General features: G+C 59.9%; 11 protein-coding genes. 4 read left to right on the top strand and 7 right to left on the bottom strand.

From position 1 onward, the window contains the following. Positions 1-327: 327 nt before the first annotated feature. Entirely contained in the window at positions 328-1,020 is a 693-nt protein-coding gene (locus tag ACPPVR_RS18580) for a glycosyltransferase family 9 protein (protein ID WP_426616132.1), read from the top strand. A 439-nt stretch (positions 1,021-1,459) separates the two neighbouring features. After that, positions 1,460-1,768, top strand: a complete 309-nt coding sequence (locus ACPPVR_RS18575; protein ID WP_426615609.1) for a BA14K family protein — start codon at positions 1,460-1,462, stop codon at positions 1,766-1,768. Positions 1,769-1,905: 137 nt separating this feature from the next. Here the strand turns inward: ACPPVR_RS18575 and ACPPVR_RS18570 are convergent, their stop codons facing one another. Further along, a complete protein-coding gene (locus ACPPVR_RS18570; RefSeq protein WP_426615608.1) occupies positions 1,906-3,471 on the bottom strand; it encodes a tetratricopeptide repeat protein in 1,566 nt (521 codons plus the stop codon). A 163-nt stretch (positions 3,472-3,634) separates the two neighbouring features. Here ACPPVR_RS18570 and ACPPVR_RS18565 point away from each other — a divergent pair, with 163 nt between their 5' ends. Further along, complete coding sequence (locus tag ACPPVR_RS18565) at positions 3,635-3,877, top strand: DUF1127 domain-containing protein (RefSeq protein ID WP_426615607.1); 243 nt, start codon at positions 3,635-3,637, stop codon at positions 3,875-3,877. A 175-nt stretch (positions 3,878-4,052) separates the two neighbouring features. On the opposite strand, the gene ACPPVR_RS18560 is transcribed toward ACPPVR_RS18565, so the two are convergent. Continuing rightward, entirely contained in the window at positions 4,053-5,177 is a 1,125-nt protein-coding gene (locus ACPPVR_RS18560) for a transglycosylase (RefSeq protein ID WP_426615606.1), read from the bottom strand. Positions 5,178-5,534: 357 nt separating this feature from the next. Between ACPPVR_RS18560 and ACPPVR_RS18555 the strand changes: the two genes are divergently transcribed. Next, complete coding sequence (locus ACPPVR_RS18555; RefSeq protein ID WP_426615605.1) at positions 5,535-6,680, top strand: L,D-transpeptidase; 1,146 nt, start codon at positions 5,535-5,537, stop codon at positions 6,678-6,680. Positions 6,681-7,003: 323 nt separating this feature from the next. On the opposite strand, the gene ACPPVR_RS18550 is transcribed toward ACPPVR_RS18555, so the two are convergent. The 5 genes from ACPPVR_RS18550 to ACPPVR_RS18530 form a co-directional block, all read right to left on the bottom strand. Beyond that, complete coding sequence (locus ACPPVR_RS18550; protein WP_426615604.1) at positions 7,004-7,969, bottom strand: alpha/beta hydrolase family protein; 966 nt, start codon at positions 7,967-7,969, stop codon at positions 7,004-7,006. Positions 7,970-8,164: 195 nt separating this feature from the next. Continuing rightward, positions 8,165-9,223 (bottom strand): amidohydrolase family protein, encoded by a 1,059-nt coding sequence (locus ACPPVR_RS18545; RefSeq protein WP_426615603.1) that lies wholly within the window; start codon positions 9,221-9,223, stop codon positions 8,165-8,167. Between the two features lie 239 nt (positions 9,224-9,462). Next, positions 9,463-10,452 carry an ABC transporter substrate-binding protein gene (locus tag ACPPVR_RS18540; RefSeq protein ID WP_426615602.1) on the bottom strand — a complete coding sequence of 330 codons (990 nt, stop codon included), beginning with the start codon at positions 10,450-10,452 and terminating at the stop codon, positions 9,463-9,465. A gap of 233 nt (positions 10,453-10,685) precedes the next feature. Then, positions 10,686-11,876, bottom strand: coding sequence for a sensor histidine kinase (locus ACPPVR_RS18535; protein ID WP_426615601.1), 1,191 nt, complete (start codon positions 11,874-11,876; stop codon positions 10,686-10,688). Positions 11,877-12,246: 370 nt separating this feature from the next. Then, positions 12,247-13,479 (bottom strand): MFS transporter, encoded by a 1,233-nt coding sequence (locus ACPPVR_RS18530; RefSeq protein WP_426615600.1) that lies wholly within the window; start codon positions 13,477-13,479, stop codon positions 12,247-12,249. Between the last annotated feature and the right edge of the window lie 54 nt (positions 13,480-13,533).

The raw sequence follows: 13,533 nt of genomic DNA, 5'->3' as shown, positions 1-13,533 counted from the left end.
TTCGCGACCCTTCAAAATTCCCTGGCGGCCGCTCCAAACGATGCGCAGACGCTGTTCTATCTCGCAACGCTTCAGCTGCTGACCGGAGACTTCGAGCGAGGCTGGCTTGCGCGCGAGGCGCGTTGGCGACTTCCCTCTGTCGGTTTGGTCGATCGCGGCTTTTCGGAGCCCCTTTGGCTTGGTGACCAGCCGATCGAAGGCAAGACCATCTTGCTTCACTCCGATGAGGGACTGGGCGATGCAATTCAGTTCGCGCGCTATGTGCCCATGGTGGCTGCGCTCGGAGCTCAAGTCATCCTGGAGGTCGAGCCTCCGATCCAGCAGCTTTTGGGCGGCATCACCGGGGTTGCAAATTGCATCGGCCGATCGTCATCGCAGGCGTTCGATCTGCACTGCCCTCTTGGAACGCTGCCGTTAGCGTTCGGGACACGGCTCGATACGATCCCGTTTGCGCAAGCCTACGTTCCCGCGCCTTCGGCTGCGCGCGTGAAAACGTGGGAAGACCGGCTTGGTCCCCCCAATCGCTTCCGCGTCGGTCTGGTCTGGGCGGGCAACCCAGATCACAAGAACGATCACAACCGATCGCTGGCACTGCGCACCCTTGCGCCTCTCCTGGATTGCGACGTCCAGTTCGTCTCCTTGCAAAAAGGCGTCCGGGATCAGGATCGGGCCTTCCTCGACGAGCGCTCCGAGATCGTCGACCTCACAGGACAGCTCACGGATTTCAGCGAAACCGCGGCGCTGATGAGCTGTCTCGACCTGGTGATCTCGGTCGACACCAGCGTCGTTCACCTTGCGGGCGCGCTGGGCGCTCCGGTCTGGACGCTATTGCCCTTCAACCCGGATTGGCGCTGGCTGCTCGAGCGCGACGACAGCCCGTGGTATCGGTCGATGAGGTTGTTCAGGCAGCCAAAGCGAGGCGACTGGGCCAGCGTCGTGGACCACCTTCGCCTCGAGCTCGAGGGCCAGGTTTCCGAATGGCGGTCAAGCCAGGAACAGTCTTCGCTCCTGCCTGCGTGATTGGCGCACCATGATCGACAGGCTGGTCAAGACGTACAACCTGGTCGGGCGCAAGCACGTCGAATTCCGCGAAGCCAAGATCAAGTCAGATCGCCGGATTGGCTGCTGACCTTGGCGGGGCCCTCTGGGCCCGTCCGCGACAATTCCATCGCGGCCTTGCGTGTGAGCAGCAGTGCATCCTCCGCTCGAACGTCTTTCAGCAGCTAGAGATATTGTTCTAGTTCGCACGGCGTGTGGCTCGGATGCAGATGACGAGCCTGCGAATGGCGGCGTTGGACCATTCTTCGCGTTCCGCAAACAAACGACTCTTTCCGTATTTGAACGACGAGATTGCGCCAGTAGCGAGTTTGGGATCGCAGTGAGCTTGTTCAGCGCAGATGTCGATCCACATTCTGTCGCACCGGGGGCACGACGCACCGGCCACTGATGGAGATCGACTATGACTGCACTTAAAATTCTTGCTGCCGTGGCTTTGTTGTCGGGCCTGACCGCAAGCACCGCCTACGCGCAATCTGGTTTTGCGAGCAGCCATCCGGATACGTACGAGGCCGAGAACCCCAATCGCAACCTGAACGGCACACTGACGCCGGCAGGTCGGGAGGGCCTCGAGTTGCCGGATGGCGCAGCTCCTGCGCAAGGAGCTCTGGCTCGCGTGGACGGACGTTCTTGCTCGGAGCGTTATCGGTCATACGATCCGGCAACGGGCACCTACCTCGGTGACGACGGCAGCCGCCATCCTTGCAAGTAGGGCAAAGCCGCAAATCACGGGATCAAGCGGATATTCCGAGTGGATGTCCTGTGGACTTGGTCGGATTCGAGACGCCGCCGAGATGGCGTCTCGAATCTTCCAGAACACGTTGCTCATCACGGCCCGGCTTTGAAGGGCTATTCGGGCAACCCGGCTTTGCGAAGCCCCTCGATCAATAGCTTCGCCTTCGATTGCCCACCGCGAGCGATGTAGGTGGATATTGTAAAAGAAGGGTCGTGCTCCAGTAGCCCCGCCACTGCCTCGCGCACCTCCGCGTCGCGTCCGCGATGGGCAAAAGCGGATGCCAGACACCGGTATGATGCCGAATGAGAGGGGTTCTGACGAACAGCCTTCTTTGCCGCCGCGATGGCCTCGTCAAAGCGGCCAAGTTCAATGAAGGCCATTGCCATGCCGATGAAAGAGCGGTGCAGGAGCGGATCGACCGGGCTCATGCGAATCGCACGTTCAAAGCTCCTGATCGCCTCTTCCGGCTGCCCTGCTATTCTGTACACCCAGCCTCTACCATGCCACGCCCAGAATGAATTCGGGTTGAGTGCGACTGCGCGATCCGCCATCTCGATCTCGCGTTCACAATCACCAATCATGAAGGCCGAGACGGTAGCAGCGTTCGCCAACGTGTCGGGATCGCTGTCGTCGATACTCAGTGCCAGACGAAAAAGTCGGATCGCTTCCCTGCGATCGAAATGGGGATCGACAGAAAAGCCCATAGTAACGTTGAGCGTGTGGCACAGACTTGCCAAAGCCGCAACGGAGTCGGACCGCGGGTCCAGCTCCAGGGCGTTATGAGCGAGCCTTAGCGCCTCAGCGAACCCTTCGCGGGTCGCGGCGTAATACGGCGGCAAAGCCCGAAGGTAGAAGTCATAGGCAGTAAGGTTCTCCGGCCGCCGCCGCGTTGCCATCGCAATTTCTGTTTGGAGCAACTTCGGCTCAATGGCCGAAACGACAGCGACTGCGACCTCGTCTTGGAGAGCGAAAACGTCCGTCAGGTCGCGCTCGAACGTGTCGGCCCAGATGTGCGCGCCTGTAACCGCATCAATCAATTGCCCCGCGATGCGAACCTTGTCCGACGACTTGCGCACAGACCCCTCGAGCACATAGCGCACGCCAAGCCTGCGCCCAACTTCCTTGATATCGACCGCCCTGCCCTTGAACGTGAAGCTCGAGTTTCGGGCGATGACGAATAGCCATTTGAACCGCGAAAGCGCTGTCGTGATCTCCTCGACCATTCCGTCGGCAAAATATTGCTGCTCTGGATCGCCGCTCATATTCTCGAACGGCAATACCGCAATCGAGGGCTTGTCGGGGAGCGCAGGTGCGGGCTTCGACGAATCCACGTAGCCGGTTGATTCCTCCGTGATGGCGGATAGCCTACCTGCCTGATGCACCGCGCCGACGAAACGAAAGCCCTTTCGTGGCAGCGTCTTGATGAGGCGTTGTTCGTCACCGGAATCACCGATCGCGCTTCGGGCAGCGTTAAGACGAGTGGTCAGCGCCACATCGGACACGATGCGTCCATTCCAGATGGCCTTCACGAGGTCGTCTTTGCTGACGACTTGCTCCCTGTTCCGGATCAGGTAATCGAGCAGATCGAAAACCTGTGGTGCGGTCGGAACGACGTTAGAGCCGCGATGCAGCTCGCGCCGGTCGGTGTCGAGAGCGTAGTCCTCGAAGAAATAGCGCACGCTACCGCTCCTTGGTCACCTCGTTGATCGCCTGACGCGCTCGCGCACCGTTGGAACTCAAAGAATAAGCCGCGGGTAAGGAAAATGTAAGCCGGATATCAAGCGCGCCCTTCCATCAACTGGCACTATTTCAGTCAGAGGCAGGTACCGAGGGAGACGTCAAATGGCGACAACCTACAACGCGTCCACCTCAAGACAGACGTTCTCGCCGATTCGGCTCGGCCTGAGCTTTTTAGGCGACCGCTGCGCCGCCCTACACGAATGGTACGGATGCCAAAGGATCCGAGCCAGGCTGCTCGCCCTCAGTGACAGGGAGCTTTACGATATCGGTATCTCGCGCGGCGAGATCGACTACGTCGCTTCCAACCCGGATGTCGATCCGCGTGGCACCCGGCGCGCAGAATGACCTCCCCACGACTGGCAACCGTGGACGGTTGCAATGGGAGTTGGCCCTGCTAGCGCGCAGCAGGAACGACCCGAGCGCGTCGTTGACGACGTAAAGTGCATTCGCGCGACCAGCGGCGGTAAGGCCCCGCTCGGCCCGGGGATGCGGCAACTCCTGCAAACCACTCAACGCAAATTTACTTGTGCGCCCGCTCGGCATCGGCGGTGGTCATGTATTTCGAATAGAATTGAGCAACCCGCTCGCGCCACATTCCGACGAACGCCTCCGACGTCAGCTTCTCCACCGATTTCCACGCCTCTTTGACGGCCGGAAGCGTATTGCGCCAGATCGCGCGCCTGCACCATTTTTCGCCCTTCTCCCTGCCTTCGCCGGTGGCGCACATCGATTTCCAGGCGATGCGCTTGGGTTGGCTGAGGTGCTCCGCGGCGCCCTCCCAGCCCTGCTGATGGATCAGGTAGAGATCGTTCAAGTCCGGCTCCCTGTGCGTCACCCACCGAAACAGAATGCCTTCGACGATGACCTTGTAGGCTGCCGCAACCGCATTATCGCGGGGATTGAGAATGTCTCCGGAGCCGAATTTGCCGAACTCGTATTTGCTCAGCTGGAACAGTCCGATATACGACCCGGTGCGTTGCTTGGGGTCGAAACCGGACTCGACCTTGGCCACCGCCTTCATGAAAGTGAAATCCAGACCGAAAGCGTCGGACGCGCGCTTGATCTCTTCCACCGGCGTTCCGACCGGGATGTCCTTGAACGAACGCAAGACGATCGCAGCCGGCTTCTCGGCAGGCGGCAGTTCGGACCAGACATAACAAATGAGATACCGGAAATCCTGCGGCCCCGAGTTGGAGGAACCGCCGGATGCACCGCACGTTGTCGGCGCCGGTTGGGCAACATCACGGTGGCCCAAGTCCACCGATTCCTGGACAGGCGGTAAATCGGCCGACAGGGTCTGCGACGGATCGGACAACGCGACGATCGATTCCGGCTTATCCGATGCCGCCGTCGTGTCGGTCGTCCCTGCCGCGGGTTCGGCGGCCGTCGCCACTTCGGCGCCGGCGACAGTGGCGTTCGCGACAACGGTGTTGGCGACAACGGCGTTGGCCGTTGCTATTGCCTGCGGTTCATCCGCGAGCCTGGCGGTGGCGGCGAGAGATGCTGCGCGGTCCTCGATTGGCACTGCGCGGGCGTTTTCGGTGCCGGCCGAACCGAAGCCAGCCAGCCAGCCAGCGATCCACCCCGCGAGAACGACCGTTCCGCAACACGTTGGCGCCACTATCGCAAATCGCCGCGGGTTCATGATGCCGTCGCCTCCATAGGCTCCGCCGGAGCCGTGTAGAAAAGCCAAGCATGCGAAGAGGCTCATTCTTGGGATCAATGTGGGTCGCGCAATGGCGCAAACGGCCACTCGTCAATTTCTCCGAAACATGTTGCCCGATTGCAACGCGTCGATCACAAGCAATTCCGCCCGTCTCAACGGCAACTCCCACCGTAATTGTGAGTACGGTCCAATTTTCGACCCACTGCGACCAGATTTGAAGGAGAGGCTTGGCGCGCTGGTCGGGATGACGCATCGGGCGTCGGCTTCGCGCATCGTTTCGAAACGATGGAATCGCGCCTATTGGACCGGGCGATGTTCGCTCAGGGATTACTAGCAATGCAGCGCGCGATAACAACGGCTGTATTCGCCATCTTCATGCTCCCTGCGGGGATCGCACACGCTCAATTTCTGTTTGGACCCCAACACACGTTCTGGCCGGGCCAATACGCTCCGTACAAACACAAGCACCACCACCGGCAGACAAACTCTGAATCTGCGAAGAACGCTCGGCCCGAGGACCCTCCGAAGGGCCCGCTCCAGATCATCATCTCGATCGCCGACCAACGGGTCTCGGTTTTTGACAACGGGGCCCTGATCGCACGCTCATCGGTGTCCACGGGAACTCAGGGGCATCCTACGCCCCTCGGCGTGTTCAGCGTGATCACCAAACAACGATGGCACCGTTCAAATATTTATAGCGCCGCCCCCATGCCCTACATGCAGCGCATCACATGGTCAGGGATAGCGTTGCATGCCGGTGTCGTGCCTGGGCATCCGGCATCACACGGCTGCATCCGTTTGAAAAATGACTTTGCCATTCGACTCTGGCATCTCACGAAGCGCGGCACGCGCGTGATCATTGCACACGACGATGTCCAGCCGGTCGAGATAACCAATTCGCACCTCTTTCAGCCGAAAGCCGTGTCCGCTTCGCCGGAATTTCCGGCTGCCACAGTCGCGGGTAAGAGCACACTCGTGTCCAAGGCCGAGACTCCAGAAGCCACTAGTCTCCAGGTTCCAAGCTCGGCTCCCGCTGGAGGAGCATCTAAAAAGATCGTCCCAATCTCCATCTTCGTCAGTCGTAAGTTGAGCAAGCTGTTCGTGCGTCAGGGATTCACGCCGTTGTTTGATGTCCCGGTCAAGATCGGAAATCCGGAGGAGCCGCTGGGAACGCACGTGTTTACCGCAATGGAATTCCAGAACGAGGGAACGGCTATTCGCTGGACCGTCGTGTCGATTCCGGACGAATTTCCTCGCATCGAGGGTGCCAAGAAAGAGCGCGAAGCGCCCGTCAAGCAAACCGCCCTATCGGTACCGTCGTCGGATCAGGCCAACGCTGTCCTCAACCGCATCGAAATACCCCAGGATACGGTTGAGAGGATCTCTGAACTCCTGACGCCGGCCTCTTCATTGATTATTTCCGACGACGGATTTAGCCATGAGACCGGAAAAGACACGGATTTCATCGTGGTAACGCATTGATGCGGCGACGCAACCCACCAACAAACGACGCCGCTGCGCAACCCGTTGGAATTGTTCGACCGCAATTCTGGTGCAAAATTCTTGGCCTCTGCACCGCTCAAACACTCGCAGGCGGGCAGCACACGCAAAGCCAGAATACAGAAGACGCCACTTAGTCGTCGACTGCCTCAACACCAAGTTGCCTAAGTCGCTCAATGTGGTCCTTCATGGCCTATCACGGCGACTTCCGGTCTACCGCGGTGAACGGACATTTGCAGGCTGGGCGGGCATGTCTCAAAGGGGCCCAGAAGCCGACTTATCCGCCAAAGCCTTGGCGGTAGCCGTCAGTTGCCTTCAGCCAGTTGCTCATGGAAAAATCGCGCTATGCTCTCGTTAAATTCGCGATGGAACGCTGACCTATCAAACCCAGCGGGCTTGTCGGTGCAGATGCGAGGCAGCGCGGCCGTGAGTTGCGGCGAGCATGGCGCTACGAACGCAAAGTGGCTCGCAGGCACGCTGTGAATTTCCGGCTTTCCCGGTAGCGCACGGGAGACCCGCGCCGTGCCTTCCGGATCGATAATCCCGATTCCGACCTCCGCTCGCCAGAACTGCACCGGAATGCTGATCGCGGCCAGATTGGATTGCGTGAAAAAGCCTGGTATCGGATCGGCGATTACAGCGGCGCGAATGCGCGCATCCTGCGCTAGGACGGGAATGTCGCCGCTCCTAAGTTGCTCGCAGATTTTCGACGCATCGGTGCAACCGCGCGCAAAACGGCCGAAGTCCGGTGCGGCCCCGATCAGTGCCAGACCAGTGTAGCCTCCCTTGGAGAATCCGAACAGGCCGATCTTCGCCGGATCAACGACGGCCCAATCTTTCCAGTCATGCAGCACGAAATCGAGCAGACGGACCATGTCTGTCGGACGCGACAAGAAGGATGAAAGATCGTCTTTTTTTGAGGAATCGTTCGCGTTGTCGCCCGGATGATTGATTGCCGCGACGACGAACCCGGCATCGGCTAGCGCCGCTGCCGTGTCATGGTGCCCGCCGAACCATCCGACATAACCGTGGGAGACGATGACCAGTGGCAGCTTTGCCCCGGTGACGGGGCAATCCTTCACTCCGATGAGACCATATTCGACGCCCACCCCCAGGTCGCCGAGTTCCACATCTTTCGGTTTGGCCTCGCATGGATACCAGATCGCGCCCGACAAGTTCGGGCCATGGTTGAAAAGCTGGATGCCAGCGGCGTCGGCGCAAGAAGACCAGCAAAGAAGCACAATAACTAAAGACCAAAATGCCTTGCGCAAGTAAGTCTCCCAATCTTTGAAAGGGGAACAAGCGAAGAAACGTCGGCCAAATTGTGCCCGCTTCGGGGTCAAAATGCGAAGAACTCGGAGTGAGCAAATCGAGTCCGCTCCGCCTCACTAAGCCGACCTCAATGAGAGGTGTCGCCACTTCCCATTCGGGCCAGAGGCGGACTCATGCATCGCAGCAAGCTTGGTTCAGGTCCAGCGAAGCCGCGCTAGGATCGCGCGGCCCATGATCCAGTCTTTGTCGCTTTCGGTGAGGAACGGAAGCTCCTCTGTGAATTGCGTCACGCGCTGCCGGTAGGTGGCCCTGGCGAATGAATTGGTTACATCGGTTCCCCAGTGGCAGCGCTCCGGGCCGTAGGCGTCGAATAGGCGGTGGATATGCGGGATCACGTCACGGAATGGATATGGCTCAGTCGAAATCAGCGGTACCGACGACAACTTCACCGACACGTTCGCATACTTTGCGAGCGCGACCGACTGGGCAATAGCTTCCGGCACCGTGTTGTTTCTCACGGATTCCGATGAATCCGGACGAGGGCGCAGGCCCGCGCCGACGCCCATGTGGTCGATGATGAGCATAAGTTGCGGGTGTCGCTCGGCGATGCGGGCGAACAGCGATGTTTGGCCCGACGTGAGAAACATCACAGGCAGGCGGGCCTTCTCCGCCGCCGGCCAGAACCAGTCCGCGGTTCCGTCTGTCAGCCACGCCGCTTCGCCGGGGCCGAAGTTCAACCTCACGCCCAGCACTCCGGGCTGGTCGCGCCAAGTCGCAAGCCGTGCCGCGCGGTCGGGCTTGTCGAGAGCTACACGCGCCATGATGGCGAAGCGGCCCGGGTACCGTTTGACCGCCTCTTGGGCATAGTCGATGCGCTCGCCTTCGAGCGATGCTGGCGGAACGATGACGACGCGATCGACGTCTGCCTCGTCCATCAGTGGAATTATTCGCTCGATGATGAAGGGCTCCGGAAGCTGCGGTTTGGCACCGGGGAGCCATGGTCTTTCCGGGGTGCTCGCCGGCCACAGGTGAACCTGCGAATCAACGATCACTCGTTTTTGCTGCGCGGCTGTTGCCGCGGCGTGCTGCATTGACAGCGCGACACCGGTCGCGACGGTGCCGGTCAGAAAACTACGGCGTGAAGGCATGTGATGTCCTTCCTGTTCTATAGTTTTAGTCACGACATAATGATGATCGGCACGGCGCCCCTGAGCAGGGGTCACAGCAAATTGGCTCGCAATATTGAAGATCACATCAGGAAATTGCGACCATAGAAACAGGGTTCAAAGGTTAATTTGCGCCGCAACAATCTTGGGAATTGCGGTGACAGTGCATTCAATTGCCCACTCATCGTCACGCGCGAAACCTATTCGCGGCAGCAGTTAAGTGCACTGTCACCGTAACCCAAAAGATCGAGGGCACGGTCCGCTACCGACTGGGCAGAGCAGACATGCTCTGCCCGTCCTTACAGGCGGCTTGGGTCCAATAACAGTCATTCGATCACTTCGTCCGCGCGAGCGAGCAAGCTCGGCGATAGGCTCATCCCCAGCGATTTCGCAGCGCGAATGTTGGCTGCAAGCCAGAATGAAGTCGGAAACTCGATAGGCAAATCTCCGGGCTTGGCCCCTTTGAGTATCCGGTCAACGAAGTATGCACCGCGCGTATAGCACCAGCTGAGATTCACACCGTAGCTCACCATACCGCCCGCGACCACGTTTTCTCTATAGCCGTAGACCGTCGGCATTTTATGCTTGAGAGCAATATCCGAGATCACAAACCTTCGGAGAAGCAGCAGGTTGGTCTGTAATACAACCACGACATCTACATTCTCAATTGCGAATTTTTCAAAGGCCGCCCCAATCTCGCTTGGTTGATTTGCGTTTACCGGAATAGCTGTCAATCCGAGGCTGGCGATCGCACCGCTGAGCTCCCGAGTTTGCGGCGGCCCCTTTGGATCGACGTCGTTTGTGAGAAGGCCAATCCGCTTTGCGCTCGGCACTACTTCTCGTGCGAGCTCTATTTGCTTGGCAGGCAGTCCGGAGATGTAGGGCTCGATACCAGTAATATTCCGTCCCGGGCGCGCCTCACTCTCGATTAAGCCAAGATGAACTGCATCGGCGAGCGCGGGGCAAACGATCGGAATCTGAGACGTCGCCTTACTTAGCGCGACCGCTTCGAACGTTGCCGGAACGACAATCACGGAAGGCTGCGCCACGACAACTTCTTCGGCCAATCTCGGAAGGTCAGGTAGACCTCCACCAGTTCGAAACTCGAATGTGAAATCGCGGTCCCGCAAACAGCCAAGTCCGGCCATTCCTTCCAGGAAATAGGCGCTGAATTTTAGGTCTTCTTGCCCCGTGGGAGGTGCAAACGCCGAGATCCAAATGATCAGCGGACGCTTCTTTTGACCGTGTGCAAACGGGCCAACTGAAAATGCAGCAAGCACACCACAGAGTGAGGTTACAAACTCCCGCCGCAACATGTCCGCCCCTCAATTGGAACCGGGCAATACTAAACGCGAGACTAGACGGCCGAAAGAGGCGCGCTTCAGCAAATGAGAAAGATATCGGCCGGGATGATCCGGCCGGTGTCCGCCAGGGGTCATGAGCGTCGGTCGAGCAGGAGCGGCTCATGTCCGGTCTCCCTGATACAGCGGACCTATGCGGCTTCCCGCACCTCTTCGCCTTCGGGGCCATTAGCGGAAGTGGACAATCGTCAAGCGGCTGCCGCGACGGAGCTAAGTGGAACATCCAGCGAATAGATGAAGCCGGACGGTTGGTAGGCGAGCTGCACTTGGCCGTTCAATTGTTGACCGAGAGACTTCATCATGCGGGTGCCGAAGCTTTGCCGTACCGGCGGCTCAACCGCGGGTCCACCGCTTTCCGTCCAGACAAGGCGAAGCCGTTGTTTGGGCTCATCGATCGTCCACGCGATTTCCACGCGCCCAGCAGGGACGGAAAGAGCGCCAAATTTGGTCGTGTTCGTGCACAGCTCATTGAAAGTCATCGCAAGCGCAATGACCGCGCCTGATGTAATTCTGAGATCCGGCCCGTTGAAATGGAAGCGCCGGCCCCCTTGGCTGTCGTACGGCTCCGTTGCGCTGCTAAAGGTGTGGGTAAGACTTGCGCTCGCCCAACTGACCTGCATCAGCAAATCGTGGGCTCGGCCCAATGCGGTTAACCGCCCCTCCATGGCCTTCTGGCCGGCCTCGATACTCAGCGCTGCACGAAAGCTCTGGGACGCGATCGCGCTCACCGTGGCAAGCGTATTCTTGATGCGATGATGGAGTTCACCAAGGATCAGCTTCTGCAACTTGTCGGCGGCCTCGCGTTCCTTGGCGTCGATCCCGGCCTGGATAAGTAAGGTCTCAGCATCGATGCCGGCTTGCTCCAGCAGCAGCCGGAGGCTGTCATTTTCTGCCGACAACACAACTTCCTGCGCGGAGCGGGGCGACGGGGCAATTGGTTCTGCGCCGGGCAGCGCCACGTTCATCGGCAATATCGTTGCGTCAGGAACAATTCTCAATGCGCCCGCACCGACCATATCCTGCAATTCAGCGATCATTTGTTCAACACCCAGCGGTTTGCCAAAGAAACGACTTTGCGCCGGCCTTTCCGCGTCTGACGGCTTCACTTGACCGGAAACCAGGATGATCTTGATGGAGGGCCAACGGTCGTGGACCGCATGGGCGAGCTTCAAGCCGTCGATGCTGCCGGGCATTTGAATATCGGTGAAAAGCAGGGAAATGTCCGAACGGGATTCAAGAATTGAAATTGCCTCGTCGGCGTTGACCGCCTCGACTGGGTTAAACCCCGCGTCCTCCACGATGTCGACCGCGCGCATGCGCAGAATCATCTCGTCTTCGACGACTAGAACGTTCGGCACCGGTGTTAAATCCGTCGACACGGATAGCCTCGCTCGTCATACAGCCGATTACAGATCAGCCCCTGGCGTAGTTGAACGAATTTGTTAAAGGTGGAGACAGCAGCAGTTGTTCGCCCATCTCGGCGACCGTTGAGCTTTTACAGCAACCATTGCTGCGCCTTTCACGGACAGATAGCGAGCTAATTCGCGTCATCCGAAGGACTGGTCGCGTCGAACCGTGGCTTTCGGTCAGGGATCAGGCGGATCAACAACCGGAAAACGAAAACGTTCCAAAAAGACCGCTTATGTTGTGAGACCGCTCGCCTCCGCTTTGCAAGCGGTCGATCGTGACCAAGCAGCGCCGCGTCCGCTGTAAACTCCTCAGCGGACGCTTCATGAGGAAACGCCTTGACTACGCCGCCTTCAGCACCGGCGGCTGCGACGGCCGGATCAGCGCGAATGCGACCTGGATGATGCCGCCGGCGAGGCCGAGCGCCACGCCGATGCGCCAGGCCATGGTGTAGGAGCCGAGCGAGTCGTAGATCACCCCTCCCCCATAGGCGCCGAGAAAGCTGCCGATCTGGTGGCTCATGAAGGCAAGGCCCTGGATCATCGCCTGCCAGCGCAGCCCGAACATTTCGGCGACGGCGCCCGCGACCAGCGGGCCGACCCCCATCCACAGGAAGCCCATGATTGCGCCGAACAGCAGCGTGGACGCCGGCGTCGCCGGCAGCATGAAGTACCAGGCGAGTGCGAGCGAGCGCAGGATGTAGATGCCGCCCAAGAGCGCCAGCTTGTTCCAGCGCTGACCGGCCCAGCCGAAGAACAGCGAGCCCAGGACGTTGAAGCCGCCGATCATGCCGAGCGTCTGCGCGCTCAGCATCGGGTCGAGGCCGCAGATTGCGAGATAAGACGGCAGGTGCGTGGTCAGGAACACCAGCTGCATGCCGCAAACGAGATAGGCGCAGGTCATCACCACGAAGGAGGCATTGCCGAATGCGGTCTTCGCCGCAGTCATGGCCGTGGCATCGCCGATGTCATCGGCGGTCGGCTTCGGCAGCGGAATCGCGTCGACACGGCCGGCGTACCACGCGGCGGGGATCATCAGCACGGACATCACCACGAAGCCGGCAAGCCCGATGCGCCAGCCAAATCCTTCGTTGAGGATCTGCCCGAGCGGCGCCGAGAGCAGCGCGCCGAGCGAGCCCGCGCCGGAGACGATGCCGAGCACGGTCGAGCGCACCGTTGCAGGCACCGCACGCGCGGCCACCGACATCGCGATCGCGGCCGCGGTGCAGGCCAGCGAGGTGCCGATCAGCACGCCGGCGCCGATCATGATGGCGACGAGCCCATTCGCGGTCGCCATCAGGATAAGGCCCACGATGTACATCATGGCGCCCACGATCATGATCGGGCGGAAGCCGTAGCGCGTGGTCATCGCGCCGGCGAGCGGCTGGAGGAAGCCCCAGGCGAGGTTCTGCACGGCCAGCGCCAGCGTGAAGTCCGACACCGAGAGGTGGATGTCATGCGTCAGCGGCTGCATGAAGATCCCGAGCGACTGCCGCAACCCCATGCTCAGCGTCAGCATGATCGAGGCGCCGATCAAAATGGGCAATGTCGGGCGCAGGACCTGCAATAGGGGCATTGTTGTTCTCCCTCGTGGGCACGGCACCCGTGCCGGCGTCTGCAATTCGCGTTG

The organism is Bradyrhizobium sp. McL0616 (genome assembly GCF_049993385.1).
Taxonomy (GTDB): Bacteria; Pseudomonadota; Alphaproteobacteria; order Rhizobiales; family Xanthobacteraceae; genus Bradyrhizobium.
This window is presented reverse-complemented; position numbering and strand designations above follow the sequence as displayed.